Source organism: Legionella fallonii LLAP-10, assembly GCF_000953135.1.
GTDB lineage: Bacteria > Pseudomonadota > Gammaproteobacteria > Legionellales > Legionellaceae > Legionella > Legionella fallonii.
This window is the reverse complement of sequence record NZ_LN614827.1, coordinates 227,971-253,928: the sequence shown is the minus strand read 5'-3', so window position 1 is coordinate 253,928 and position 25,958 is coordinate 227,971. Positions and strand designations below refer to the sequence as shown.

Here is a 25,958-nt window from a genome sequence, read left to right as displayed (position 1 = left end):
GGGCGGCGGCTATTTAATTGATTAATCAATGTATTGTATTTAAAGGATTATTTTTATAGTCGATAAAAATATACCCCCAAATGTACCCCCAAGCATATACAGTATAAGAAAGTTTGGGGGGCAATAATTCTCTCAATTCTAGCAGGAGGTAGATAAAAATGCGCGATCCGGCTTTATCGTTTCTAATCTCTTTAACGCGATTGAAATAGCATGTGCATCAAATAATCGCATTTTTCTTTTAACAGCTGTAGATTGCTTCCAATTCTTCAATCCAGTTAGAAGACTTTCAACATCTGGCGAACAATGATCCACCTCAATCAGCCAATCAACAGTAGCAAGTAACTCCATTTCAAAAGGAGATTCAAAACCGTCAATTAGCTTCGAAGTAAATTCAAGAGCTTTTGCATAAGGTTCCATCTCTTTACTTTCAAGATAAGCTTGTAATGGTTCTTTATAGCTATCATTCAGCCAGATAACATCTAATGGTGCTGCATCATTAATTCGTTTTTCGGAGCATAGATAATTACCATCCAAGGCTCCTAATAAATAACGCAAGTTATCTGCATAAGGGCCGTAATAATGGGGCTTAAATTTAAATTTCAGTGATAGCTCAGGAGAAAATAATTTAATAGATCGCTCTAAAAACCAAGCTAATTTCTGTATTTCTAATAAGCTACATTCTACTCCCAAAATCCAATAACGCCGTACCAACTCAATAATCAATGCTCGCGCAGGTGTAAGTTTAATTAACCTTGTTTGTTTAGACACATTTTGATATTCAGCCGTAGGTTCATACAACTGAATGTCTACATCTTCTAAATCACCCAGAATTGCCTCAATTTGTTTACGTACTGCTTGCCATAACAACCCACCATTTCCTGCGCCTAATGGAGGAATAGCAATAGATTTAATATCATTGGTGACAATAAACTCTCGTAAATCTTTTAATCCACTGACTATCCATTCCATTTTTGAAGGATTGCGCCAATGTTGTTTTGTAGGGAAATTGATAATCCAACGCGGTTGGGCTGTCTCACATTGTGTTATAAACATTTTACCAGTTTGAACTTGGTTAGCGTGACAGGCGGCTTTATAGCTCTTCATGTTATCAGGAAATTTTTCTTTAAACATTAAAGCAATACCCTTACCCATAACACCCAGGGTATTAACTGTATTTACCAAAGCTTCTGCATTAGCGGTAAGCAAGTTACCTTGTTTATAGGTAATCATTAAAAATACCACCTTGGTTTTGTTACAACGGTTAACGACAAATTCCGCATATCTATTTCATTCTCTATTTGTAATTTTAGCTCATCTGTATAACAAACAATACCTTTCAAACTATTAATAGGTAAATGATTATATATTAGAGCTTCAGCTTGATAGCGATCAAATTTCTCAGGATCTTCGGGATTTAGCCTAAAATCACGCTGCTGCAATGACAACCAATCAATTTCTGATAATGAATCTAAATTATTATAATAATTCGCCCGTTGTAAATAAGCATGGCGATCAGTAAATAAAAACTCAAGGTTATTTTCTTCAACTAGGCGTAAACTAGACACCAATATGAGCAGCTCACTATTGTGGTATTGTTTAACCCCTCGACCTGTGTGTATGTTATACATCATTGGGGAAAAATGAGTAAAATAAAAGGGTATGTAATCACTCAAAGTACCCCCTGGATGGAGTGAAACTATCCGGTTTTTTCGCTTTCCAATTAATTCAATGTTACCAATAGGTGTATAACAAGGTATTTGAATAGGCGAATTAGCGCAATATAGACCATTATCCAAAATGCCGGATATATTATCCTTATGAGTTATACGCCAAATCAATGCTTTTTCAGCGTTTAAATGTGAATACGTCATACAAAAGCCTCTGTTGACTTAATAGCGTCATTTTAACGATAACGTTTCCCAAATCAATGAGAAAAATTAATTGTGTTGGTATTCTTGCTCAGAATTAAGAAGTAACACATTCAAGTTACCTCTAGACCTCTCCAGCAACACCCAGCTTCTTAGGTCTTAATATTTCAGTTATTTTTTGCGCAGCAATTTGTTTTTCTCTAGAGCGGCCAGAGCGAATTGCATCAATTAATGTTAATAAATCATAAAATAGCGGATCTGGATATTTTGTCACCGACTCAGGCACTGAGGAATATAAAGGCTTTAATGCCACCCCACGATCACGTCCCTCTCCATATGGCCATACAGGAATAGGATCACTACCCGTAACAATTTGGTCGCTTAAGCTTGGACCTGCGTAGCTAGTGGGAATACCGCGTACTAGCTCGCCTAATTTAGCAGGAAAGACATATTTTAATCCATGAAGAAAAAACTCTTCGCAGGCCTGAATAATAGGTTGTGGTTTTTTTGGGGGATGATATGGCGTAATCAGTCCTACGACAACTAATCGTTTGAATGCACTATTGATTTGAGAAGGGCTCAAACACAATTCAAATGCAATACTATTTTGAGACCAGTTTTTATCTGCTTGATATGCTAATAGTTTGGCCAGAACTACGATGTCTTGTGATTTAATCATAAAACATAACCCTTTATTCCATATTCTAGAATTTAGAATAAAGAATGTTCTTAGTCAACTATACATTGATATTATCTAGCATTGATACCTTTCTCAACACGAAGTTTTTGCTTATTGTAAGATATATTTCCTCTGTAACGAGTCTTTAATTTTACGACTATGCGACAAGGAACTTGTGTGGTTAAACCAGCATTATATTCTTGAATGGCTGTGCCATACTCCCATTTGATTCTTTTTCTATCGAGAACTTCTGTACAGATTTGACTAAACCCTCCTTTAATAATAGGTCTGTTAAGAATTTCATTAAAATAAGCTTTAGCGTAAATGCCCGATCCAATTTTAATTAGCTTACTTGCATCAACCAGCTTCTTAAAAACACGGCTAACCTGACGATAAGAACCCAGATCCGTAAGATCTTGGCGCAAAACCACATTGCTACGCATCTTTTTAATACGTTGAATAGCCTTGTATTCTATGCTGTCTTTATATTTTACAGCCATTATGATTCGCCTATTTGGGACTTATTTGAATTATAACCCACAGGAATTTAGCGTCAATTTAGGACATATTAAATGTAAGAAGTTCCCTCTCAAATTAAGGAACTTAGTTTAGATTGCTCTGTCTTAAGCAACAATTTAGCCAGAATTTTCAGATTCTGTATTAAGAAAGAATCTCGTGTTCCTTTTGCTAAAGAGCAGCACCATGAATTTGAACAATTCCTTCTTCGCCTGCCCTCATCATATCGTGCAGACTTTTTTTATTGTGCAATGGCACATTCATCATTGGTGAGATCAAGCATCCGCTAGCGTAATTATCATCCTGCCAACTGCGGCTTACCACTCCCTTCGTGAGGATGCCTCCGCCAACTAAAATTGGGCTGCCGCTCATTTTTCCTGGAATTTTTGCATCAAATTCGAAATTCGGCCCTGGCGTTGAATTATGCTTTTCAGTTATGTTGTCGGTATGTATATTTGTCACAGACCCAACGGAAACAATCAATTCTGGCTGATAATCTTCACCAAATTGAATATTTCTCATTTCGGCATAACCGATTGCAACTGCACGATCACCCACCTTGAGATTATGCAAGCCTATATTCAAAGGCTGATATGGACGACCAATGTTTTCTTTTACTTTGCAAATTGCAATATCGAAGTTAAGCTCAAATTTTGGTCTTTCATGTAAAAGTGGGCTCTCGATTTCTTTTCCCCAGTGTAGCGCCCACTCAAACGGATACATGAACCATTGTGCAGATCGTATTGCTGCATCAATTTTGAAGGGAGAGTTAGGAGCATTTTTCATAGCTGGGTTTGCAGGAATCAAAACACCATAACGTAACGACTCGTCGAACGTAAATGTCTTCTCACCGACTTGGGTCATCTTAGTATATTTTTCATCAACAGGGTCGCGAAGAACGTGACCGGCTGTCATTAATATACCAGATGCGCTGATGAAAAAGCCTGTACCAATGCATTGCACTTCTTCATCACCATCGTTCCAAGCAATCACAGGTACAATGCTTTGTCGAACTAGAAACTCTGTGGTGCCAAACGTAGCAAAGAAATCTTCCATAATAGGCCCTGGCTTTGGGGTCATCATGTTCCCCTCATTCTTAATTTTGAAATAATCTTTCTTAAAACCTTCTTGTGGTTTTAGATCAATGCCTTGAATGTCGTGCACCATCCAAACGCCCGCCTCATTTTTTTTCCAAATTGATTTTAATATTCCAATGTCATCATTTTGTGCTCTGTCCATACAAGCGACTCCATTTGTGCGCTGCTCTTATATGTTAAGTTTCTGGAAGCTCTTTACTTAGAGCTGCTGTTTCAGCGATGAATTTATTGATACTGATGATATTTCTGATGATTAGTAATGGTGGTGACTGGTGAAAATTAATTAGGGATTATAAATGTGTTGGAGTAATACACAAGCTTTCTGACTAGTTATTTTTTATCATTAAATACTTAAATTTAGAGGTCATTAAATGCACTATAAAGCAATGGCACTGACCCCTGGTTCAATATTCTCATTTATGAATACCCGAAAAGATACCCCTAACGTCAGTTTCCTGAAGTATTCTGGGTAATCTCAATTGAATTAATACCATCTTGTTTGGTAATTTTATACTTTGAGTCAGGTAATGAATTAATTTGAAATATTTGCATTTTATTGTCCATGGCCACGATAATATTGCCGATATCTATGCTTTCTCCTTCATTAGTTAATGCAACAATATCTATTGTACATTTTTTGTCATCTCCACAGCCGTTCAATGCGTTATCATTTCCTAACTTACTGTAGCTTCTTGAGTAAATTGGATGTGCCGCATCAGTGATTTCTATTCCGTGCGAATACATTAATATTGCTGTCGAAGTTGTACTATTAAAAACACCTAGAGCGGACATGCGAGTAAAAGGACATCCGATTCTGTCATAGCCAGGATAACAATTAGCAAGCGTAGCCCGTATTAGCGCAGCGTAATACGGGAATCTTTTCTCATCACATCATCCAAATGTATCAATCCCGTTTGATACAACCAAGAGACTTGAATAGGCTGGTCTAATGATTATAGAAATTAACTAAAGCTGTTGACGCAAGAATGATCCCTGTATTACGCTGCGCTAATACGGGCTACGCTTGCTATGTTTGCTTGTTTCAGAATACATATCATCCCTGTTTTAAAGCATGCACTTATGCACCAACCAATTTCGTTCCAATAAAAAATTGTCTAAAGTTTGCTGCAGTGACTCAGGATATATACCCTCTTTTTTAGCAAGGTTGATAGCTTGACCAAGAGTATAAGAGTGATATTTATCTAAATGCTTATTAGCCATTTCGAAAGGTATACTACGAAGTTTTTTAACATCCCTTGTCAATGTTATTGAATGGCTGATCGCATCTTTTAAATGTTGTACCATACATAAAGCCTCTCCCATTAGGCAATACAGAGTGATTTCATCTTGACTCGCAGGCTTCATTTTAAATTCTGTGGGGACTTTCTGAAAAACTCAGATGTCAACGCCAGATACCTTTACAACCGCCTGCCAAAGGGCGTCCTGATTTACTTGGTCATGGAGGTGTTCATGGCACATGATCTCAATGGGACCCGTCATCTTTTTTGGAGGCGAGCAAAAAAACTTGCCAGAAACATCGACGCCAAACTTCGAGGCTGCGAGATATCTTTTGGCCCCTTCATCAACTGAATGTGACATTCCAGGAATAAGTTTCACGATCGGCATCATCACGTGCTTCATTACAAAACCTAGATGACGAATCGCCTGGGTATCTGGAGCGGCGCCAGGTGCAACTGCGTATACGGCCATGTTTGCAGGAATCTTTCGCGCAAGAGCCGCGACCCACCACGCGATAAATACTTTAGCGTCAGTGTAAGCCGTGTTAGGATTGTATTTTACATTAGGGGAGCTGCGCAAAATCGCTTCTATGGCTGAAACTCGGTCGCCTTTGTACTCTTTCGCGGCAAATGCAGCCAAGTCGGTAAAATGAAACATTGGCACATCACCTCGTGCAGGTTCCGCACCGGCAATAACGATACGAGCGTCCGCCGCAAGAAGTCCTGCTTTTAAAAGTCCCATCGTTAACTGGTGATGGCCGATCAGCGGCGCTTGCGAAGACTCAATATTCTCACTGGTCACGACACGTTCTTTACCCGGCATCAAACCAGCGTTAAGAAGAAGAAAATCTATAGGTGCGCCTCGCTTTACTAGCGCGGCGAGAACCATCTTCACGCTGGCAGAGGAATTAAGGTCTAGGGCAATACCAGTAAAATTTTGCGTTCCGGTCTCTGCCTTCAATCTATTAACGGCTTCTTCCACCCCAGGCTGGCTGCGCCCAGTGACGATAACGTGATTCCAACCATCTTGGACAAGTTGCTTAGCAGCCGAATATCCTAAACCAGACGTAGTGCCGGTGACGAGTGCGAGATTTTTTTTCATATGTCCTCCTCCTTGAAGTTTGTGTTTGTTACATTAATTAAAAATAGAATTCATGGTTGTTTCGACCATTTGCTCCAACGTTCGAACATCTTGTATATTCACTCTCGCCATCACGTTCATGCCCATTGATGTACCCATAATTGCGGAGGCCAAAGCCGAAGCGTCTTTTACATGAGGTATTTCCCCGGCTTTCTGGCCTTTTTGAATTTGAGAGAGAAAAAGAGCGTGCATTTTATCCACTGACTTCCGTATTTTTTTTGCCAACGGAGGAGGCACATTATTAAGGGAGATAGCAGTGTTAACCAAAAAGCATCCACCAGGGAACTTCCGGTCAGTACAACAGCGAATTTGCTCAGCAAAAAAAGCCTGAAAGCCAGCTTTCACTGAGCTCGCATTAACTAGCATTTCAACCTTTGAAAAGGCGATCTCTTTTACGTAAAGATCAATTGCCTCTTCAAAAAGTTTCTTCTTGTCGCCAAAGGTATCGTAGAGGCTCGATTTACTTAGTCCCATCGCTTCTAAAAGTTCCGGGAGATTCGTTGAATCAAACCCGTGGGTCCAAAATACTTCAATGGCCTTACGCAATACTGTTGTGCGGTCAAATTCTCGGATTCTTGCCATTTCTACAGCATACTGATTCCGGACCATTTAGTCCAGATTAATCTTTACAGGTGTCGTGCTTCTGTTTAGGGTTGTAAAAGACAAATTAATTTTCAAGGAAAATACAATTATGAGCATTCGTCTAAAAGGAAAAATTACAGCGAGGTAGCAACTGTCTTAAATATAAATATTCAAGACAGTTGCTACCATGCTGTAAATAAACCCGCAATAACCCCACAGATTTTTGGAGTATGTTTACAAGTTAGTTAGCTTACTGTAGGCCTGCCGAGGGTCGTTAGGAGTTTTAGGAAACGCCATTACTAATAATTTAGACTTAACAAGGCCAGACAGATACTGCCGTCTCAATGTCTCGGGTTGTCTTTTCAAAATGCCTGATAATGCCGAAATTGTTATATACCTATTTGTGCAAATATTAAGGATAATTTCATTTAAGGCCTCAGGATCTACTCGCTTTTTATCTCTTACTGGCTTAGCCAACAATAATAAAGCATCTCTCAAATGTTCAGATAAATTTTCAAGAGAATCTATAATTGGCAACTCAATATGTCCGCTAATGAGACATCCATCTTTATCTCTATTGCTATCACTATTCCGGGAGCTTTCTTCGTTATTACGGGAGCTATCTTCATTATTACGGGAGCTATCGATATTTTGGGGAAGCAAAGAATCATCAAAAACATCTTCAGGATTAGGAGTTTCAAATCCTGGCAAATGATATACGGAGCCCCTGCTAGTACCTGTTTGGTAAAGAAGATGCTTCCTAACTAAACCTCGTAATATGTGACTTAAATAAGCCGCATGCAATTTAGTATGAATTTTCAGCTTTTCATGCGTTACGGTTCCTTCAGAAGCCGCTATAGCAAGTGCAACCTGGGCTGCATGTTCAAGCTCATCATACTCACCACTAAATAATGTACGCAGTTTTTCCACTATCCCTGCAGGAAATAAATCAATCATTCACATATGCAGTATAGTCTGATCAAAAGGTTCCCGTTGCTCTACTAACTCAGGCGATCGCCAATGATTGTCTTGCCAGCCAGACATGATTTTAGGAATCCCTGACCCCGCTTGATCACCAATACCTACATATCTAAACATTTGATGTAGTAATCGATTGCGGCAATCGTGATAACCACCCTCTAATGCAGCGTCTAAGGTTATACGCATAAGGCCCGGATTTCTAAAACCGAATAAATCTGGGCGCTTCACTACAAGTACGGAAGCTCTTTCGGTGTAATCTGCATGAACCAGAACATTTACCAAAGCTTCTCTGATCGCGACATGCACAGAAGTTTCATCTCGTCGCTGATCGCCATCTAAAGTAAATGGCACTTTAAGATTATTTGTTAGTTTTAAATAGACCTTCCTGTAGAAATCATATAAATTTCCTGACCAACTACCATCCAAGGTAACACGATCAATCCATCTTTTTTCAGTTTTTGCCTCTGGTCGCTCTTGATAATCCAGCATGTAAAAAGGTAGTACTTCTTGAATAACCGGATGTGTGCCAAACATTAAAAGACCGACAAGTGTCAATCCTTCTTCATGAGTTTCGCGATCCTTTCTCCAAGCGCCTATTCGTTTTAAAAAGTTCAAATCAGGTTCCTGATTCCAAGGATTATCTGGTGTCCGATTAGAGAAAATCTGTCGATAAGCCCTTAACGTAGGCTCAGGAGTTTCGTTAAAACCAAAGCCCTTCAAGATTCGATTATCTCTGCTATCCTCAACTTGTTCAGCCAACATTCTTTTTACGGCATCATCGCTAATTTTTTGATCCGCTTCATGTAAGCGCTGATAAGTATTTCCTCCTAATGGATTTCCGTTTAAATAAACAGGCTTTTGTTGGCGCGATGCTCGTGGGATATAAATCTGTAAAATATTTTTGCCATCAATGATTATCTCTTTTATGTGCGTATTGGATAATAGACTTACACTAACCTTGTTCTTATTATTGGCTGTATCAACTAATTGCTTATGAACCTTATGTATGTTTTTCAAACCATGTAATGTGAATGTATCTTTTTTCTGTTCTATGCCCAGTAAAACATATCCTCCAGATGTATTTGCCATAGCAGAATAAGTTTCTCAAAAATCATTTGGCAGTTGACCATTTCCATCAGACCCTGCTGCTTTTTTGCATTCCAGCTCTTCAGATTCTCTCAATAAATCAATATCATCAAGAGTATTAATTTCAAAAATCACAATTTTCCCTTAATAGTCTGTTTAATATGAGCTCAATGTAATTGAGACGATTATAACTCAATTTACAAAACAAAATCCCGCTTCTTTCAGCCTGTTGCAAAAGCATGTGTAATAAACATACAGGATCCAAGAAATATAGTCGCAGATCCTATGAATAAAAATAAAACAAATTTCTGAGATTTTTTCGAACTCTCATTAGCTCGAACCAGCAAGTCAGAAGTTATTTTTTTCAGTGTTATTATAATTTCTTCAGCAAGGTTGGGTTACAGCTAACCCAACCTACATCGCTGTCTTTAAAATTGGGGCTTTTTTGGGATATTTTGGAGACAAAAAATTACTATGAAACAGGGTATTAGATAAATTGATAATCTTAAATTATTTATTATAAACAATGAGTTATGAATTATAATCTATAAAAAGGAGGTAAAAATCAGCGGGAACAAATTAATTAAAAATTCGTTATAAATCAATAACTTGGTGGGGCGGCGTCAATCACATTTAGAACATAAGCAATTGATTATAAATTATATTTTCAATGTGGCTTTCAAAAAAGCCCCCAATTAGGCCCCTAAAAATACTGCACTGATGCTGGAATCGAACCGTGCTCCGCGCACTTTACTATTCGTGATTCGCGGCATTTAATTGTCTCAACAGTGGTATCGTTTTGCCGATATCAGCAAAATGATAAGCAACTCACATTAAAATAGATTCATTTTAATATCTATAGTGCTACACTACAAATAATACGGCTCGCTCCTCTTCATTGAAAAATGTACGAGTGGGTTTTCTTTTTTATAAATCAAAGATACGTTTTTGAATTTAGCTCCATGGAATTGACCGCCCCCACTGCTCTACTAGCTTAATTTATAAATCCAAGCTGCCCCATAGAATCACCATCTATGAATACAATTGTGAGATTGATACTCTGGAGGTGCTAAAGTCCCATCTGGAAGAATGGCACAATAATAACTTTTAGCAGATTTCAATTGCTCTTGAGTTAACTTTGCCCCAATTAAAATACTAAAATCAAGATTAGCTCCTTTTAGAGAAGCATTAGTAAAATCAGCAGAAGAAAGATTGGCTGCTTTAAAATTCACCTTACTTAAATCAGCATTTTGAAAATTTGCACCACTAAAACTCGCTTGATAAAATTTTGCATAATTGCATCTCGTCTCGCTGAAGTTAGAAACCATAGCTTTTAAACTAGAAGCATTTACTTGAGTAAGGATACTGCCAACAAAACTTGAACCGATAAACTCCCCATTTAATATTGCAGAAATTAAATTAGAACCATCTAGGATAGATTTCTCTTGTCCCTCAAGATAAGCACCCGAAAGATCACATTTCTGACATGAGTGATATTGATTGTATTGATCAAGATCATTATCAGAGTATGAGATTTTGGCATTTACAGACGTACTCAGCAAAAGACAAAATATTATTGCAGAATTAATATTTTTTTTATTGATCACAATCAATTTCTCCGTTTTCATCATAAACTGAGCCATCAGGCAATGTTGCACATCGATAAGAGATCAATGAATCTAATTGTTTCTGAGTAATATTTGATCCATATAAATTTGCTCTCGATAAATCAGCTCTGCTTAAATTTGCACCTAAAAAATTAACATTCATAAATTGAGCATGAAAAAAAACTCCTTTCTCTAAACTTGCGCCTGATAAGTCTGCATTAGTAAATTGAGCATATTCAAAATTAACTTTATAAAAATTACTGTTTTTGAGTTTCGTATTTTTGAGTGAGCACTGTTCACATTCACTATTAGAAAAGTTGCTATCAGATAAATCAGCCTCATCAAAAATAGTTTCAAACATTCTTGAAACTACAAAATTTGAATGAACAAGACTTTTCTTTCTAAAATCAACTTTTCTCAGATAGGCTGCTGTCCAATATGAATGGTTTAACTTTTCGGCTAGAAAAGTCTGTTTTTGATAATTATCGACAATATATTCCGTAATATCACACTTTTGGCAATTATCTGATTTATTTAGTTTATCGATATCAGAAGGTATATAAGCAAAAGAAATTATTGGCATTAAACTCCAAAAGCCAATTGCAAAAAGATTTTTTTTCATTCTTACATCCATTTTATTCCCTTTTAAGGGCGTGATTACATCATAAATAACCTATTTATCAAATAGCTAATTATCAATTTCTGCTTGATGAAACCAATAATTTACTCAAATTGAATAATAACAATGTAAAGCAAGCGAACCACCATGTTAGAATTGCTGCAACAAGTTAGGTGAAATTCGCATCTTGTTTTTTTGTAGTGCTATTATTAATTAATTATTTAAGGAACTTTGCGATGGATAAAGATTTAACAAAATCGCCACATGCGCGTCAAAATATCTTAAATAATCGTTATGCATTAGATCAAGCAGAGATTCATTTGGCACTTGGAGGCGTTAAGTACCAAGGTGAAACCGTATTCACTAAGCGGCAAGTATTAGATTTATTTGAGATTTCTGAGAGAACGTTGGAACGTTATCTTTCAGCTAATGCAGATGAGTTAAAAAATAATGGTTACCTGTTACTTCGGGGGAAAAACTTAAAAGATTTCAATGAAATAGCTTCTGGTGCCGCCACAAATGACGGTACCAAAACGACAATATTGGGCATCTTTACTTTTCGTGCAGTTCTTAATTTAAGTATGTTGCTCACAGAAAGCGAGAAAGCCCAAATTATTCGCTCACGTATTTTAGATATCGTAATTGATGTTATGGCTGAGCGTGCCGGAGGCCATACCCGGTTTATTAACCAACGGGATCAAGATTACCTTCCTGCTACTTATCAAGAATTTAGCTACCGGCAAGAATTTACGAATGCTTTGCACAATTATTTATCAATGGGTGATTTTAAGTATGCTGTTTATACCAATAAAGTATACCAAGCTATTTTTCATGAAAATGCCAATGAGTATAAAAAAATTCTAAAGCTAGCGGAAAAAGATAATTTACGCGACACATTTTATGCTGAGGTATTACGTGCTATTGCCAGCTTTGAAAGTGGCCTTGCTGCTGAGATGAAAAAATTCTATGAAGATCATCAACGTATGCTTGAACCTGCAGAACTAGATAGTTTAATAACACAGGCAGCTCTTAATCCTTATCTAAAACCAATGATTGATGATGCACGCACAAAAATGGCAAGTCGGGATTTATGTTTTCGCGATGCATTGCATGACAAATTACAAACTTATATTCAATCTGTTCCAGAGGTTGATTTTGAAAGATTTTTAGGTGAGACAAGTAAAACACTTGAAGAAAGATTAAATGATCCAGAAACACTTGCTGTTTTCAAACGATTAAAGGATCGTTAATAATGAATCAAAAAGCTAAACTACCCTTCTTTTATTTTGATATTCAACATGCTGTTGAAGTACAGGCTTGGATTATTGAAAATTCAGGGGGATTACCTGGTGTTAAAAATTTAAATGAATTGGAAGGCCCTTTATCACATATACAAAATGATGATTATTATCCTGAAATAATGCATAAATTAACACATCTGGTATTTTCTATTAATAAACATCATGCATTCAATGATGGCAATAAACGTTCTAGCATTGCTCTTGGAGCCTATTTTTTAGAATTAAATGGTTATGATTATGCCGTTTCACGTTTTGTGAGAGAAATGGAAAATATAGCTGTTTGGGTAGCCGATAATGTTATTTCAAAAGAATTATTAATGAAGATAATCCAATCATTGATTTATGAAGAAGATTACTCAGAGTCAATCAAACTTGCTATTATTGATAGTCTCAATAAAACAGGAATTTCATAATATAGCAAGCGTAGCGATTCTGGCATTAGCCCCTAACATCACGTAGTGACATAGCTTTAGAAGCAATTCCCTCCCTATTAGCTATACTTTACAACATGAAGACTTGATAGTGCATTAAAGGGAAACCATGAGGGTTTCAAAGTTAACGAAATCAAAATTCAGACTAGCATGTGAATGCCCAACAAAACTCTATTACGTTGATAAACCACAATATGCCAATCAATTGGTGGAGGACTCCTTTTTAAAAGCATTAGCTGAAGGTGGTTATCAAGTAGAAGCTTTAGCACGATGCTATTTTTCAGAAGGCATATTCGTAACTACAGAAAAAAACCAATCAAACCTTGAGGCAACAAAACGCTTACTAGGAAATGAGGCTATTACGCTTTTTGAAGCAGAAATTCAGTATCAAGGATATTTAGTCCGCACAGATATTCTCATCAAATACCAGAATCATTTAAAATTAATTGAAATCAAAGCAAAATCTATCAGTAACGAAGATCTCAAAAAAATTGTTAAAAGAGACGGAACCATTAATGCTGAATGGAAACCTTATATTGCGGACGTCGCATTCCAAAAATGGGTGCTTCAGCATGCCTATCCCAATTGCAGTATCTCAAGCTATTTGATGCTCGTTGATAAGGACAGTATTTGCCCTACTAACGGATTGAACCGCAAGTTTTTGCTGACAAAAAATCAATCAAGCAAACCAAGTGTAAAAATTCTGGATCCACTAACACCTGATGATTTATCAGTTCGCTTGCTCAGAGAAATTAATGTTGATCATTTGACTGATAAAATTTGGGCTGAGTGTGATGCAACAGGAAGATCTTTCACTGACAGATTTCATGAGCTTAGCCAACAATATTTTAGCGGATTAAAACCACCCCCGATCCCTAAAAAGGAATGTGCAACTTGTCAATTCAAAACCCTCACACATAATGAATCAAACATGTTATCTGGGTTTAAGGAGTGTTGGACTGAAGCTCTTGGTTATAACGACAATGATTTTCTTGATCTCACAATTTTAGATCTATGGAACTTTCGTGACAAGCCCAAATGCTTGCAAAGAGGTTTAATTAAACTGCGGGATTTCAATGAAGATGATTTATCTATAAAAGATGATGGCCAGCCTGGCTTATCCATGAGTCAACGCCAATGGCTACAGATTGAGAAAGTGAAAAACAATGACAACACCGTATGGATTGATGAGCAGAATTTGTGCGCTGAAATGCAATCTTGGATATATCCATTACATTTTATCGATTTTGAAACTGCTATGCTACCGATTCCATTTAAAAAAGGAGCGCATCCCTATCAAGGTATCGCCTTTCAATTTTCCCATCACATGATGGATGAACAGGGGCGCGTGTCTCACGTTGGCGAATATTTGAATACTGTTCCTGGTATTGACCCATCACTTGATTTTATTCGAGCATTAAAATCGGAACTTGAAAAAGATTCAGGCACCATTTTTCGTTACAGCAGTCATGAGAATACATACTTAAACATGATATTAAAACAATTATTCGAATTACCAGAGTCACCCTCTAATTTGGATGACTTAGCTACATTTATTAAATCAATTACCAGGTCACCGTCTGACAGCAAAGAAAAATGGATAGGTGATCGTTGCATGGTAGATTTATGTGAATTGGTGAAACGATATTATTATGATCCGCTAACTAAGGGTTCAAATTCAATTAAAAAAGTGTTGCCTGCTGTTTTAAACCAATCCAAATATCTACAACAAAAATACAGTCAACCAATTTATAGCGGCAAAAACTTCACTAATCAGCAATGGCTCATTTATGAAAACGGAATAATTAAAGACCCCTATTTGCTTTTAGAACCAATCAACAAAGAAGTACCCGATGAAGAAATTGAACTACTGTTTGACGATGAATATTTAAAAGAAGGCGGGGCCGCAACCATCGCATATGCCAAATTACAATTTACTCATATGAGTGATTTTGAGCGAGAAGAGCTTAAAAAAGCTCTTCTAAAATATTGTGAACTGGATACGTTGGCTATGGTTATGATTGTTGAGGCTTGGCAGGATATAATAAAACAGGGGCTACCCTAATAACTGTATGAACCTCATAAAAACTTATTTAAGATGAATAATCCTCTGCTCCTCTGCTAAAAGAATACGTTGATAAGCTTCATATTTTTCACATAATTTTATAAATGTTCGCCAATGCATTCCTTTCGGTTTATCTTCTAAGCAATCCAAAAGACTATCAGTCCAGTTGAATTTTTTATGTATTTTTCGTGCACCTCTGAATGCTCTATCAATAATCGTTTCGCGTTGGCTTTGATAAACCAACTTAAGACAATGACGACACATGAAAACGGGACCACCATATAAAATAGCGACGCGCCGACCACATGTTTTTAAAGGACATATAAACCAGGGACGTTGACCACCAAAATGACAGTCAAGCCATGTAAGACCAACAACATATTTGATACATTGTGGCTCCTCTTCTTGGTTTGCATTCTGCCAACGTAGAATCAGTGAATCAAGATTAGAGACCACTTCAACCTGAATAGAAAACGTCACTTTTCCATCATATAACCATAGCCGATTGAATGAATTTTTCCCCTGCAACAGTTTCTCTCGATTCCATCGCCTGATGTCAATACATCTGTAACCATTAGTTGTTGATTTTGAACGATAATGCTGATTTTGCCCGCTGCCATAACCACCCATTTTCTACTCCTAACTTTTTACGAAATCAATTGGGAAATTATTTATTTTTGACGCGTTTCATATGGCTTTTTTAGTGATGACAATTTTTCCATATGAAACATCAAAAACTGATAAAACCTATGAAACCGCTTCAACATACCATTTTTCTGCAGAGCTATTACTACGATATCGAGCAAAGCGAAAACCATCAACAATTTGCCCTTCATGTCGCTGGATCCATCTCCCTAATCGACGTCGATTAATCTGACCACGTTCATCAGCAATATCATGCAGTATTTCGTTAAGTTCATTATTTTCATCAGTTATTGATTTATTTACTGCATCTCTCACCATTGTAGGTACATTAGCAAAGATAGCCTGCCAAGCGATTAAAAGTCTTCCTAGTAGCTCTCGATCGGGATCCTCCTTTATCGCCTCAAATATTGAAGCCGCTGGATCTGCGCAGCCAAGCCATAGCAATGAATGACGGCAAAGGTCAGACCAATCATCAAAGCCCGCAAAAGAATTGCATTTAGCTTTTGGTTTTCCTGCGACAATCCAAGCGCGAATAATAGTAATTGCAGCAGATACATAGTGCCCTCGTTCCTCAAGTACCTCTTGAATCAAGTTTGGGCGCTTAAATATTCTTGCTGCCGGAATTTCAACTTCAGGATTAAGATTGATACTGATGCAACGCCTTGCCATGTCTTTGATTGGCGTAACATTATTACCACTAGATAAGAAAAGTGTTCTAGTACTTACCGTTGCTGTTTTAGACCGTCCCAATATTCGTCCCTCAAAAAACTCAGAGGTCAATACGGTACATAAACTCTTATGCGGTAAAATATCACTAGTGAGATTATCAAACTCAATGACAGCAGGTGAACGCAAGAGTGCTGCCAATAACAATTTTCTACATTCCTCATCATCTGAAGGAAAAGACGTTGGTGTTCCTTGTTGAGGCGTTGCAAATGCTGTAATTAACGCACAAAGATATGATTTTCCTGAGCCAACAGTATGGGCACGTACATGCATCATAGGCGCATTGGCCAGACTTGGGCGAATCGCAGCAGTTAAAATAGCCGAGAGAGCGGCAGCTTTATCTTCCTCTGTAGCAAAGCAAAATTCTTTCAAAAGTTCGCTTAACAATGCCAATGCTGATTGTGCATCCTCAAGTGCCGGTTTATCTAGTATTGAAAACTGCCGACTATCAAACACCCCAAACATTCCCGTATCCCTATCATAATCAGCTTCCTGCATTAAACTGCCATCTGAACGGAGATATGGCTGATATGTCAAACCATTAAGCACAAATAAATGGCGATAACTATTTGAATCAAAAAGAATAACTACATAGCGTTCCGGAGGATCTATACGTACGTATTTTTCAGAACGTTTATCAAATTGTTCCCATGTCGCAACTCCAGAAAGAGCACGTACCAGAGCAGACTTAGAGACCTCTTGTACTCGTGTTTGATTAGTGTTGCTGTCTGTATAGAAAGAAACAATAATTCCTCCTCTTTGATAATATTGAAGTGTAGTCGCTAACTCTTGCTCTGCAATATCAACAATGCGTTCAATTTCTCCTTTCACTATGCGGATCACGGGCTTCATACGCGCCAATTGCACATCTACATCAAGAAGCCGTAATAAGTCACTAATGTGCCTATCACTACAATGACCGTGCATGCATTTAAAACCACCAATAGGGTAATTATAATCAGGCTCAAAGTAAGCACAGCCCCCATCGATTTTAGCAGTATGTTCATTAACCCATGGGCAGGTAATATCATGCTTTCCTTCACCCAATGGTGACTTGTATAGAGCCCGCGCCTTTAATGTGACAAGCACCAGATTTTCTTTAGGACGCGGAATCCATATTTGTTCGCTATCTACTTCTCTAGTACCTTTAGTTGGAGTGTCGTGGTGTGTTATTTCTGTTTTATTAATCAGTTTCAACTGAAAAGCCTCGATCAAATCCTGACATGTATATCGATTATCAGGCATCCAAAAGCGCAATTGGCAATGAAATGAAAGATTATGTTTTCCATTCACAGCCACAGGAAGCCTAGCTAATCGAGCGGTTAGACCATTGGCGCCAGGATCAGATAATCCAGCCTTAACAATGGCATTTATAAGCTGATCAGCAACTTTGTAGTCATTAATTGGATCTGCCAATATGTAACCCACTTGAAAATTATTAAGAGAAGTTTCTAAAATCCAGCTTGGCTCTAAAATGATGCGATCAGTCGCCACTTTACTGCCAACATCATCTAGCATCACTGCACCTAACTCATGAAATTGTGCTTTTTTACGCCTATATTCATCATTTTCATTTGGCTTAAAACGAGCCAAACTAAAATAATTGTTCGCCTCACAAGATAATGCCAATTCAGAAGGCTTATTCCATGGCTTTGCAGACCAATTTTGCTTACCAGCTGGGTTGCCTTTAAAACTAACAATCATAGGATATTCATTATAATTTGATGGATCGCCAAAAATTGCTTGCAAAAAATCATTGTTACTTATTTTGGCGCTTTTGGCGCTTTTAGCGCTTTTATCGCTTTTATCGCTTTTATCGCTTTTATCGCTTTTATCGCTTTTATCGCTTTTATCGCTTTTATCGCTTTTATCGCTTTTATCGCTTTTATCGCTTTTATCGCTTTTATCGCTTTTATCGCTTTTTAACGAGTCAAACGTGAAATTTGTCAATAGAGTAGTCATTATATGCCCTCCCCATTGTCTGACTGTCGGCTTTCTTCAATGTGTTGCTGTAACCACTCATTAACTTCAGCTTCGATCCAACCAACAGCTCTTCCGCCTAAAGAAATAGGACGAGGAAAACAACCTTTTGAGACACGTAGATAGATGGTACTTCGAGATAGCCCCGTACGTTCTTTTACTGCATGTAGTCGTAAGATGTTTGTAACCATGTTAAATCCTCCTGGGATTTCATTGAACACAGTTACGAGAATAAAAAAATTTGAATAACCTGCGGCCGAATTCGGTTTTTAACTTAAGCGATTCGGTTCATTTGATTAAAATCAGCTAATTTTTTATATCCAAAACAATATCTTTGGCCTCATCTAAATAGGCCTTAATAGTCTCATCAGTAACGCTGATCCCTGATAGAGCTAAGCCTGCGTGAATACTATTTTTTTTGCTACCAGTCGCTGCATTTTGTTTCGCTGCCGGATCATACGCATATTTATGCATAGCCATGCCTAAAATCATTTTTAACAAGGTCTTACGCCCTAATTGTTGTTGATTACTTTCAAGATTAGATAATGTTTCAATCTGCTGATCTTTCTCTGTGAGAAGCTTAACCGCTTCATTATATTGCTTATTTAATTGCTCGTATTGTATTTTCCAATCAACATGTTTCCCAAGACTAAGTAAAGTTTCTTTTAATCCAATCGGAATATCTTCAAGTTGCAATTGTTCTGCCCATGTTAATAAAGCGCTGGGAGGAATCTGATTTTTTAGCTCTCCACACCACATATACCGTGAAAGCAAAGAAATTAATCTTTTAAATTTGACGGTAAAAGCATCTAAAGGAAAGCGTCTTTGGTATTCTTCCAGCTTAAATTGACCAACCTTTTCAGGATCTTTGCCTAGTAGAAGCAAAGCAGATTCCCAAATGCTCCAAATCGGAACTCTACACCAGTAAAGGTAATCTGCATCATTCTCTGACTGATCGAGCCAATTAGCTAAATCTTCTTTATGGTCGTCCGTACACTTATTCAGAAAACCCCAAGCATCTTTTTGAAGTTGAGAATGTACTTCTCGAAGCTGTTGAACGGATTTTTTGTGTAATTCATCATCAGAGAAAAAACGAGCGTAATTCCTCCTAAAAAAACTCGCACCAAAGACCTCGACTTCCGATCGTATGGCCTTGATCAACGTTTCTTTATCTCCAGTATCATATTCCATAATACACTCTGTGATAAATTTTTCCAGATAAGATCATTATGGTTAAGCCATGAGGAGTTTGCAAATTCAATAAATTACAAAAATTAGCATTTATTGAAGATTATTCTACACTAAATAGATACTACTAATCTGCACAGGGATAGGCAGTATCTATAGTCGCTTCTAAGGACAGTTATTCACTGCCCTTTACTGAGTACTACTTTCCCCCAAACTAAAGGGGATGAGATAGATGACTACTATTAATGACCTATTAGTAGATTTTTCTAAATCTTCACGTAACAATCGTGATAAAGGCACGCAATTTGAAAGATTAATGGCTAAATATTTAATGACGGATCCACAGTATGCGGATCGATTAGAGGATGTTTGGCTATGGTCAGACTGGCCAGATCGGGATGGTACAGATGTAGGCATTGATTTAGTTGCTTGTGAAAAAGGAACAGGCGAATATTGGGCCATTCAGTGCAAGTTTTTTGACCCTCACCATTCACTACAAAAATCCGATATTGATTCATTCTTTACAGCCTCTGGAAAACATTTTCGAACACGTGATGGCAAGCGTCATGGTTTTGGTCAGCGAGTTATTATTTCAACAACTGATAAATGGAGTAAAAATGCGGAGGAAGCTCTAAAAGATCAATCGATTCCTGTTGCAAGAATATGGTTTAAGGACTTAGAAAAAAGTCCTATTGCTTGGGAAAAATTTGAACTATCAAAAATAAAAGATCTTCATCTTAAACCTAAAAAAACCTTACTAGAACATCAAGATGAAGCTATTTCAAAAGCACTTTATGCTCTTAAAGATTATGACCGAGGCAAACTTGTGATGGCCTGTGGCACGGGTAAGACATTTACTTCTTTACGTTTAATGGAACAAATGCTGCCAACTGCTGGGCGAGTATTATTTCTAGCCCCGTCAATATCACTTGTATCTCAATCATTACGCGAATGGACAGCGGAAGCTATCAAACCCATTCATGCCTTTGTAGTTTGTTCTGACACTAAAGTTGGGAAAGAAGAAGAGGATATTCCACTTCATGATTTGGCCTATCCTGCCACGACAAACCCTGAGAAGCTTGTACAAGCATCTAAGATGCGACCTCAAGATAGACCCACAGTAATTTTTTCAACTTATCAATCCATTCAAGTCATCGCAGATGCTCAAAAACTGGATTTAGGCGAATTTGATCTGATTATTTGTGACGAAGCACATCGTACAACAGGATTAACCATGCTAGACAAAGATCGCTCTGACTTTGTTAAAGTGCATGACAATGACATTATACGTGGTAAAAAGCGTATCTATATGACAGCAACCCCTCGAATTTACTGCGGCAGCTCAAAAACTAGAGCCAATGAAGCAAACGCATCATTAGCTTCGATGGATGATGAAGCGCTTTTTGGTAAAGAGCTGTATCGATTAGGCTTTGGTAAAGCAGTTGAGCATAATTTGCTTACCGATTACAAAGTCTTAATTGTTGCTGTAAAAGAAAGTGAGATGGCCAATCTCACAAATAGTTTTAATGCATATAAGTTCGATGAAAAGAAAGCTATTGATGTAAATTTTGCCACTAAAATCATCGGATGCTGGAAAGGACTTTCAAAAGATGGCTTAGTGACTATCAATGAGCAGGAAGCCCAAGAGCTTACCGAAGATATTTTACCCATGAGGCGAGCCATAGCCTTTTCACGATCAATCAAAGACTCTAAGCAAAAAGTCGAAATTTTTTCAGCCTTATTGGAAAGATATCATCAATTACCAAATAACCAACACTTAAAAATGGTTCCATGTGCCGTAAGACATATTGATGGAAGCATGAACTCACAAACCCGAAAACAGGAGTTAGATTGGCTAAAAGAAGAATCGGATGAATGCCGTATACTCTCCAATGCGCGTTGTTTATCAGAAGGTATTGATGTGCCAGCCCTTGATGCCGTCGTGTTTTTTGATACAAGGGAGTCTATTGTTGATATCGTTCAATCGGTTGGACGTGTGATGCGTAAGACGGATGGAAAAAAATATGGCTATATTATTTTACCAATATGTATCCCCTCCAAAAGCGTTAATGATTACAACGAGTATATTGAGCATGATCCTCAATTTAAAAGCATATGGAAAGTCATTAAGGCATTGAGGGCACACGACGAATCTTTAGTTGATGAAGCTCAATTTCGTCAAAAGATCAAAGTGATTAGCGATAATAGCAAACACAGTGATCATGAAAATGATGACTCGCAATTTCCTCTTAACTTCCCAGATCTGCCATTAGACGCAATTAACGACGCAGTGTATGCAGCGATTCCTCAAAAACTAGGGGATCGAGAATATTGGAGCGAATGGGCTAAAAGTATTGGACAAACGGCGCAACGATTAATCCTTCGCATAAATGACCTAATCAAAAATTCTTCAGATCTTTCCCAAGCCTTTACTGTTTTTCATAAAGGTCTTCAGGATACATTGAATCCATCGATTGCCAAAGAAGATGCTATAGAAATGCTGGCACAGCATATATTAACGCTACCAGTATTTAAGGCTTTATTTGAAGGAGAGGCTTTTCCAGAAAATAACGTTGTTGCTAAAGCTCTAGAATCCATTGTGAAGAAGCTTGAAACGGCTTCTTTAAGCTCTGAAACCGAAAGTTTGGAACAGTTTTATGCCAATGTCAGAGAGCGAATTAGCTATGCAAAGAGCGACAAATCAAAACAAGACGTTGTTCGCAACCTATATGACACTTTCTTCCAAAATGCATTCCCACGTATGTCAGAAAGATTAGGGATAGTTTACACTCCTGTACCTGTTGTTGATTTTATTCTTCACAGTGTACAAGCGACTTTAAAGAAACATTTTGATTGCAACATCAGCGATAAACAAGTACAAATTCTCGATCCATTTTGTGGCACAGGAACATTTTTAGTCCGATTAATTCAGTCTGGCTTAATTGATAATAAAAACTTGCCTTATAAATATTCAACCGAATTACATGCTAATGAGATCATATTACTCGCCTATTACATTGCCACCATAAATATTGAAACAGCCTTCCATGCGGCTACAGGCAAATATGAAGCATTTAATGGTATGGTTTTAGTCGATACATTTCAAATGAATGAAAAACACGCTGCAGATAAAATTGTACTTCCAGAAAATAATAAACGAGCTGAACGCCAAATAAATCAACCCATCAAAGTAATCCTTGGAAATCCACCTTATTCAGCACAACAGGGAAGCGAAAACGATAATAACAAAAATATTAACTATCCAGATCTTAACAATAGGATTGCAAAAACATACGCAGCAAAATCGAAGGCCAAACTACTAAAAAATCTTTATGATTCTTATATTCGTGCAATTCGCTGGGCATCTGATCGAATTTCAGATAACGGTATCATCGCTTTTGTTACTAATGGTTCATTTATTGATGCTAACAACATGGATGGATTACGCAAAAGCCTAACCGAAGAATTTAGCCATCTGTACATATTTAATCTAAGAGGGAACGCACGAACGCAAGGTGAAGAACGCCGCAAAGAAGGTGGTGGAATTTTTGGAGAAGGCTCACGCACTCCCGTAGCCATTACGATTATGGTTAAAGATACATCTCATTCAGGCCCTTGTGAATTATATTATCATGACATAGGCGATTACCTAAATAGGCAAGAAAAATTCGATATTATTGAAAAAGTAAGAAGCATTGAAAATATCGAGTGGCAGAAAATTACTCCAAATCAAAGTGGCGACTGGATTAATCAAAGGAATCCAATATTTGAGCGTTTTATTGCCTTGGGAAATAAAAATGATGTTAATACAAAATCTATTTTCAATATCTATTCTCAAGGTGTTTTAAGTGCTCGTGATGCATGGATATATAACACCAATAAAAATACTGTTGAATCTAATATTCAACGCATGATCGATGCTTATAATGCAGATAGAGTTAAATATTTCAATATGAGCTCTAACAACTTGGGACAGCAGATGAGTATTGAGGATATTATAGATACTGATTCCAAGAAAATTAGCTGGTCGCGCGCATTAAAGAAAGATGCAAAACAAAATAAGGAATATATTTTTGAATCTGAATCAATGGTGCAAAGCATGTACCGTCCTTTCTTTACACAGTGGATGTATTTTAATCGTCGACTAAATGAAATGGTTTACCAAATGCCTAAGATATTTCCAACAAGAAAGCATCGCAATTTTGTTATCATGACGACAGGGATCGGAGCTTCTAAAGAATTTTCCAGTTTAATATGTGATGTTGTCCCGAACTACCATATGCATGATACAGGACAATGCTTTCCCCTTTATTGGTATGAAAAAGTTGAAGAAAATTCTAATATCAAATCCGACTCGTTAGCATACTTTGATGGCTATATACGCCATGATGCAATTTCTGATTGGGCTTTACAAAAATTCCGGGGCCATTACCAAGATAGCCTCATTTGTAAAGAAGATATTTTTTGGTACGTTTATGGAATACTGCATTCTCCAGAATATAAACAACGTTTTTCTACAAATCTCAAAAAAATGCTAGCTCGTATCCCTCTTGCCAAGGATTTTCGTGCTTTCTGTGATGCAGGACGTCAATTAGGTAAACTACATTTAAATTATGAGAGCATAGCTCCCTATCCTCTAATTGAGGATAAGAAAATTGCGAGTAATACCAATTTTTTCGTCAGCAAAATGGTTTTTGGTAAAAAAGATGGGAAGCCAGATAAAACAACCATTGTATTTAATGACCTATTTACTTTTAGAGATATTCCTCTTAATGCTTATGATTATGTGGTTAATGGAAAATCTGCTATTGAGTGGATCATGGAGCGGTACCAAATTGTTATGGATAAAGACAGTAGTATCACTAATGACCCCAACCGATGGTCTAATGATCCACAGTATATTTTTGATTTGCTAAAACGAATTGTGAGAGTCAGTGTTGAAAGCATGGAAATAATTAACAGATTACCTCCACTCCAAGAGGCTGAATCTCAATAAAAAACACTAATTATTCATCAAGCTATGCAGATAATCCGCCCACCACTGCATCATCTTTCGTCGTTCGGGAAGATATTCCGCATAATTATACGCTGCGCGTATGTTATTACGTTCCGCATGTGCCAATTGCCGCTCAATAGCATCTCGGTTCCAACCGTGTTCATTAAGCAAGGTAGAGGCCATGCTTCTGAACCCATGCCCAGTCATTTCATCAGAATTGTAGCCTAAACGTCTAAGTGCTGCCAGTACGGTGTTTTCACTCATTGGGCGATCAGAGGATCGTAAGCTAGGAAATACGTATTTCCCTGAACCAGTGTACGCGTGTAATTCTTTGAGAATCTCAATGGATTGCGTGGAAAGTGGGACTATATGTTGCTCTTTCATCTTCATTTTTTCAGCAGGGATGCGCCATTCTGCTTTTTCCAGGTCAAACTCCACCCATTCAGCGCGGCGAAGCTCTCCTGGCCTTACGAAGAATAAAGGGGCTAATTGCAAAGCACATTTGGTAGTATAGCTGCCGCGATAATCGTGAGTAGCTGAGAGTAACTTTCCAATTTCGACAGGATCAATAATGCTGGCATGGTGTTTTTGTTTTACAGGTGCTAAGGCTCCTCGTAGATCAGCAGCAGGGTTGCGCTCTGCTTTGCCGATAACAATAGCATAGCGAAATACTTGCCCACAAATTTGTGATACTCGGTGGGCCGTCTCAACTGCGCCTCGATTTTCAATCCTACGAAGAGCAGAGAGAATTTCTGGTGCCGTAACTTCATTAATGGGACGTTTACCAAGCCACGGGAAAATATTTTGCTCGAAACGGATTAAAATACGTTCACCGTGATTTTTGCTCCATTGTGGGGTAAATTTGGCATGCCATTCTCTCGCAACTGCTTCAAAGCTATTTTCCTCTGCCATTTTCTTAGAACGCTTAATGGAATTTTTGAGTATCCCAGGATCAATGGTATTGGTTAATTGTCGACGCGCTTCATCTCGTGCATCTCTTGCAGCAGACAGCGAGACATCAGGAAAAGCACCAAAGGAGAGCTTTTTCTCAACACCAGCAAAACGATACTTAAATTTCCACAGCTTTGAACCGTTAGGATTAATCAATAGGTATAAGCCTTTCTCATCCGCCATTTTATAGGGCTTTTCTTTAGGCTTAGCATTCTTTATTTCTACGACAGTTAGGGTCATGGGGGCCTCATCTTTCTAGTA

General features: G+C 37.7%; 23 protein-coding genes and 1 pseudogene. 5 read left to right on the top strand and 19 right to left on the bottom strand.

Features of this window, described 5'->3' with window-relative positions:
• Window positions 1-138: 138 nt before the first annotated feature.
• The 14 genes and pseudogenes from darG to LFA_RS19280 all read right to left on the bottom strand — a co-directional run bounded on the left by darG (window position 139) and on the right by LFA_RS19280 (window position 11,417).
• Window positions 139-1,230, bottom strand: a complete 1,092-nt coding sequence (gene darG, locus LFA_RS00990) for a type II toxin-antitoxin system antitoxin DNA ADP-ribosyl glycohydrolase DarG (RefSeq protein ID WP_045094537.1) — start codon at window positions 1,228-1,230, stop codon at window positions 139-141.
• Window positions 1,230-1,871 carry a type II toxin-antitoxin system toxin DNA ADP-ribosyl transferase DarT gene (gene darT / locus LFA_RS00985; RefSeq protein WP_045094536.1) on the bottom strand — a complete coding sequence of 214 codons (642 nt, stop codon included), beginning with the start codon at window positions 1,869-1,871 and terminating at the stop codon, window positions 1,230-1,232. The genes darG and darT overlap by 1 nt, the downstream gene beginning before the upstream one ends.
• Before the next feature lie 121 nt (window positions 1,872-1,992).
• Window positions 1,993-2,547, bottom strand: coding sequence for a hypothetical protein (locus LFA_RS00980; protein ID WP_045094535.1), 555 nt, complete (start codon window positions 2,545-2,547; stop codon window positions 1,993-1,995).
• A 71-nt stretch (window positions 2,548-2,618) separates the two neighbouring features.
• Entirely contained in the window at window positions 2,619-3,047 is a 429-nt protein-coding gene (locus LFA_RS00975) for a DUF6088 family protein (protein ID WP_045094534.1), read from the bottom strand.
• Between the two features lie 187 nt (window positions 3,048-3,234).
• Window positions 3,235-4,302, bottom strand: a complete 1,068-nt coding sequence (locus LFA_RS00970) for a S1 family peptidase (RefSeq protein ID WP_045094533.1) — start codon at window positions 4,300-4,302, stop codon at window positions 3,235-3,237.
• 305 nt (window positions 4,303-4,607) lie between these two features.
• Window positions 4,608-4,952, bottom strand: coding sequence for a hypothetical protein (locus LFA_RS00965; protein WP_157010239.1), 345 nt, complete (start codon window positions 4,950-4,952; stop codon window positions 4,608-4,610).
• 273 nt (window positions 4,953-5,225) lie between these two features.
• A complete protein-coding gene (locus LFA_RS00960) occupies window positions 5,226-5,525 on the bottom strand; it encodes a hypothetical protein (protein ID WP_045094531.1) in 300 nt (99 codons plus the stop codon).
• 30 nt (window positions 5,526-5,555) lie between these two features.
• Window positions 5,556-6,500, bottom strand: coding sequence for an SDR family NAD(P)-dependent oxidoreductase (locus LFA_RS00955; RefSeq protein ID WP_045094530.1), 945 nt, complete (start codon window positions 6,498-6,500; stop codon window positions 5,556-5,558).
• Window positions 6,501-6,533: 33 nt separating this feature from the next.
• Complete coding sequence (locus LFA_RS00950; protein WP_172653444.1) at window positions 6,534-7,121, bottom strand: TetR/AcrR family transcriptional regulator; 588 nt, start codon at window positions 7,119-7,121, stop codon at window positions 6,534-6,536.
• Between the two features lie 234 nt (window positions 7,122-7,355).
• Window positions 7,356-8,078 carry a hypothetical protein gene (locus LFA_RS20115; protein WP_197541198.1) on the bottom strand — a complete coding sequence of 241 codons (723 nt, stop codon included), beginning with the start codon at window positions 8,076-8,078 and terminating at the stop codon, window positions 7,356-7,358.
• A complete protein-coding gene (locus LFA_RS20540; RefSeq protein ID WP_331709339.1) occupies window positions 8,079-8,591 on the bottom strand; it encodes an ATP-binding protein in 513 nt (170 codons plus the stop codon).
• A 309-nt stretch (window positions 8,592-8,900) separates the two neighbouring features.
• Window positions 8,901-9,194, bottom strand: a pseudogene (locus tag LFA_RS20535) (AlbA family DNA-binding domain-containing protein); the annotation flags it as partial.
• 1,019 nt (window positions 9,195-10,213) lie between these two features.
• On the bottom strand, window positions 10,214-10,795 hold the full coding sequence (locus tag LFA_RS00940) for a pentapeptide repeat-containing protein (protein WP_172653443.1): 582 nt from the start codon (window positions 10,793-10,795) through the stop codon (window positions 10,214-10,216).
• Complete coding sequence (locus LFA_RS19280) at window positions 10,785-11,417, bottom strand: pentapeptide repeat-containing protein (protein WP_052673801.1); 633 nt, start codon at window positions 11,415-11,417, stop codon at window positions 10,785-10,787. The genes LFA_RS00940 and LFA_RS19280 overlap by 11 nt, the downstream gene beginning before the upstream one ends.
• Before the next feature lie 233 nt (window positions 11,418-11,650).
• Between LFA_RS19280 and LFA_RS00930 the strand changes: the two genes are divergently transcribed.
• The 3 genes from LFA_RS00930 to LFA_RS00920 all read left to right on the top strand — a co-directional run bounded on the left by LFA_RS00930 (window position 11,651) and on the right by LFA_RS00920 (window position 15,211).
• Window positions 11,651-12,664 (top strand): hypothetical protein, encoded by a 1,014-nt coding sequence (locus LFA_RS00930; protein ID WP_045094528.1) that lies wholly within the window; start codon window positions 11,651-11,653, stop codon window positions 12,662-12,664.
• Window positions 12,665-12,666: 2 nt separating this feature from the next.
• Window positions 12,667-13,128, top strand: a complete 462-nt coding sequence (locus LFA_RS00925; protein WP_045094527.1) for a type II toxin-antitoxin system death-on-curing family toxin — start codon at window positions 12,667-12,669, stop codon at window positions 13,126-13,128.
• Between the two features lie 127 nt (window positions 13,129-13,255).
• On the top strand, window positions 13,256-15,211 hold the full coding sequence (locus LFA_RS00920) for a DUF2779 domain-containing protein (RefSeq protein ID WP_045094526.1): 1,956 nt from the start codon (window positions 13,256-13,258) through the stop codon (window positions 15,209-15,211).
• Between the two features lie 24 nt (window positions 15,212-15,235).
• On the opposite strand, the gene LFA_RS00915 is transcribed toward LFA_RS00920, so the two are convergent.
• Window positions 15,236-15,841 (bottom strand): hypothetical protein, encoded by a 606-nt coding sequence (locus LFA_RS00915; RefSeq protein ID WP_045094525.1) that lies wholly within the window; start codon window positions 15,839-15,841, stop codon window positions 15,236-15,238.
• Between the two features lie 117 nt (window positions 15,842-15,958).
• The gene (locus tag LFA_RS00910) at window positions 15,959-18,286 is read right to left on the bottom strand and encodes a hypothetical protein (protein ID WP_197541196.1); all 2,328 of its coding nucleotides are present in this window, start codon (window positions 18,284-18,286) and stop codon (window positions 15,959-15,961) included.
• Window positions 18,287-18,325: 39 nt separating this feature from the next.
• Between LFA_RS00910 and LFA_RS19670 the strand changes: the two genes are divergently transcribed.
• Window positions 18,326-18,508, top strand: a complete 183-nt coding sequence (locus tag LFA_RS19670; protein ID WP_157010238.1) for a hypothetical protein — start codon at window positions 18,326-18,328, stop codon at window positions 18,506-18,508.
• Between the two features lie 35 nt (window positions 18,509-18,543).
• Here the strand turns inward: LFA_RS19670 and LFA_RS00905 are convergent, their stop codons facing one another.
• Together LFA_RS00905 and LFA_RS00900 are read right to left on the bottom strand one after the other, a co-directional pair.
• Window positions 18,544-18,753, bottom strand: a complete 210-nt coding sequence (locus tag LFA_RS00905) for a helix-turn-helix transcriptional regulator (protein WP_045094524.1) — start codon at window positions 18,751-18,753, stop codon at window positions 18,544-18,546.
• A 115-nt stretch (window positions 18,754-18,868) separates the two neighbouring features.
• Window positions 18,869-19,753, bottom strand: a complete 885-nt coding sequence (locus LFA_RS00900) for a hypothetical protein (protein ID WP_045094523.1) — start codon at window positions 19,751-19,753, stop codon at window positions 18,869-18,871.
• A gap of 229 nt (window positions 19,754-19,982) precedes the next feature.
• Here LFA_RS00900 and LFA_RS00895 point away from each other — a divergent pair, with 229 nt between their 5' ends.
• Window positions 19,983-24,746: a DEAD/DEAH box helicase gene (locus LFA_RS00895; protein ID WP_045094522.1), complete on the top strand. Its 4,764-nt coding sequence runs from the start codon at window positions 19,983-19,985 to the stop codon at window positions 24,744-24,746.
• Window positions 24,747-24,752: 6 nt separating this feature from the next.
• Here LFA_RS00895 and LFA_RS00890 read toward each other — a convergent pair whose 3' ends face one another.
• Window positions 24,753-25,937 carry a tyrosine-type recombinase/integrase gene (locus LFA_RS00890; RefSeq protein ID WP_045094521.1) on the bottom strand — a complete coding sequence of 395 codons (1,185 nt, stop codon included), beginning with the start codon at window positions 25,935-25,937 and terminating at the stop codon, window positions 24,753-24,755.
• Window positions 25,938-25,958: the final 21 nt, after the last annotated feature.

Coding starts and splice junctions, on each gene's coding strand:
- darG (WP_045094537.1), bottom strand. CDS start 1,230: ATGATTACCTATAAACAAGGTAACTTGCTTACCGCTAATGCAGAAGCT.
- darT (WP_045094536.1), bottom strand. CDS start 1,871: ATGACGTATTCACATTTAAACGCTGAAAAAGCATTGATTTGGCGTATA.
- LFA_RS19280 (WP_052673801.1), bottom strand. CDS start 11,417: ATGAAAAAAAATCTTTTTGCAATTGGCTTTTGGAGTTTAATGCCAATA.
- LFA_RS00910 (WP_197541196.1), bottom strand. CDS start 18,286: ATGATTGTTAGTTTTAAAGGCAACCCAGCTGGTAAGCAAAATTGGTCT.
- LFA_RS00930 (WP_045094528.1), top strand. CDS start 11,651: ATGGATAAAGATTTAACAAAATCGCCACATGCGCGTCAAAATATCTTA.
- LFA_RS00925 (WP_045094527.1), top strand. CDS start 12,667: ATGAATCAAAAAGCTAAACTACCCTTCTTTTATTTTGATATTCAACAT.
- LFA_RS00965 (WP_157010239.1), bottom strand. CDS start 4,952: ATGTCCGCTCTAGGTGTTTTTAATAGTACAACTTCGACAGCAATATTA.
- LFA_RS20540 (WP_331709339.1), bottom strand. CDS start 8,591: ATGCTGGATTATCAAGAGCGACCAGAGGCAAAAACTGAAAAAAGATGG.
- LFA_RS00960 (WP_045094531.1), bottom strand. CDS start 5,525: ATGAAGCCTGCGAGTCAAGATGAAATCACTCTGTATTGCCTAATGGGA.
- LFA_RS00890 (WP_045094521.1), bottom strand. CDS start 25,937: ATGACCCTAACTGTCGTAGAAATAAAGAATGCTAAGCCTAAAGAAAAG.
- LFA_RS00970 (WP_045094533.1), bottom strand. CDS start 4,302: ATGGACAGAGCACAAAATGATGACATTGGAATATTAAAATCAATTTGG.
- LFA_RS00900 (WP_045094523.1), bottom strand. CDS start 19,753: ATGGAATATGATACTGGAGATAAAGAAACGTTGATCAAGGCCATACGA.
- LFA_RS20115 (WP_197541198.1), bottom strand. CDS start 8,078: ATGATTGATTTATTTCCTGCAGGGATAGTGGAAAAACTGCGTACATTA.
- LFA_RS00980 (WP_045094535.1), bottom strand. CDS start 2,547: ATGATTAAATCACAAGACATCGTAGTTCTGGCCAAACTATTAGCATAT.
- LFA_RS00920 (WP_045094526.1), top strand. CDS start 13,256: ATGAGGGTTTCAAAGTTAACGAAATCAAAATTCAGACTAGCATGTGAA.
- LFA_RS00895 (WP_045094522.1), top strand. CDS start 19,983: ATGACTACTATTAATGACCTATTAGTAGATTTTTCTAAATCTTCACGT.
- LFA_RS00905 (WP_045094524.1), bottom strand. CDS start 18,753: ATGGTTACAAACATCTTACGACTACATGCAGTAAAAGAACGTACGGGG.
- LFA_RS00975 (WP_045094534.1), bottom strand. CDS start 3,047: ATGGCTGTAAAATATAAAGACAGCATAGAATACAAGGCTATTCAACGT.
- LFA_RS00950 (WP_172653444.1), bottom strand. CDS start 7,121: ATGGCAAGAATCCGAGAATTTGACCGCACAACAGTATTGCGTAAGGCC.
- LFA_RS00955 (WP_045094530.1), bottom strand. CDS start 6,500: ATGAAAAAAAATCTCGCACTCGTCACCGGCACTACGTCTGGTTTAGGA.
- LFA_RS00915 (WP_045094525.1), bottom strand. CDS start 15,841: ATGGGTGGTTATGGCAGCGGGCAAAATCAGCATTATCGTTCAAAATCA.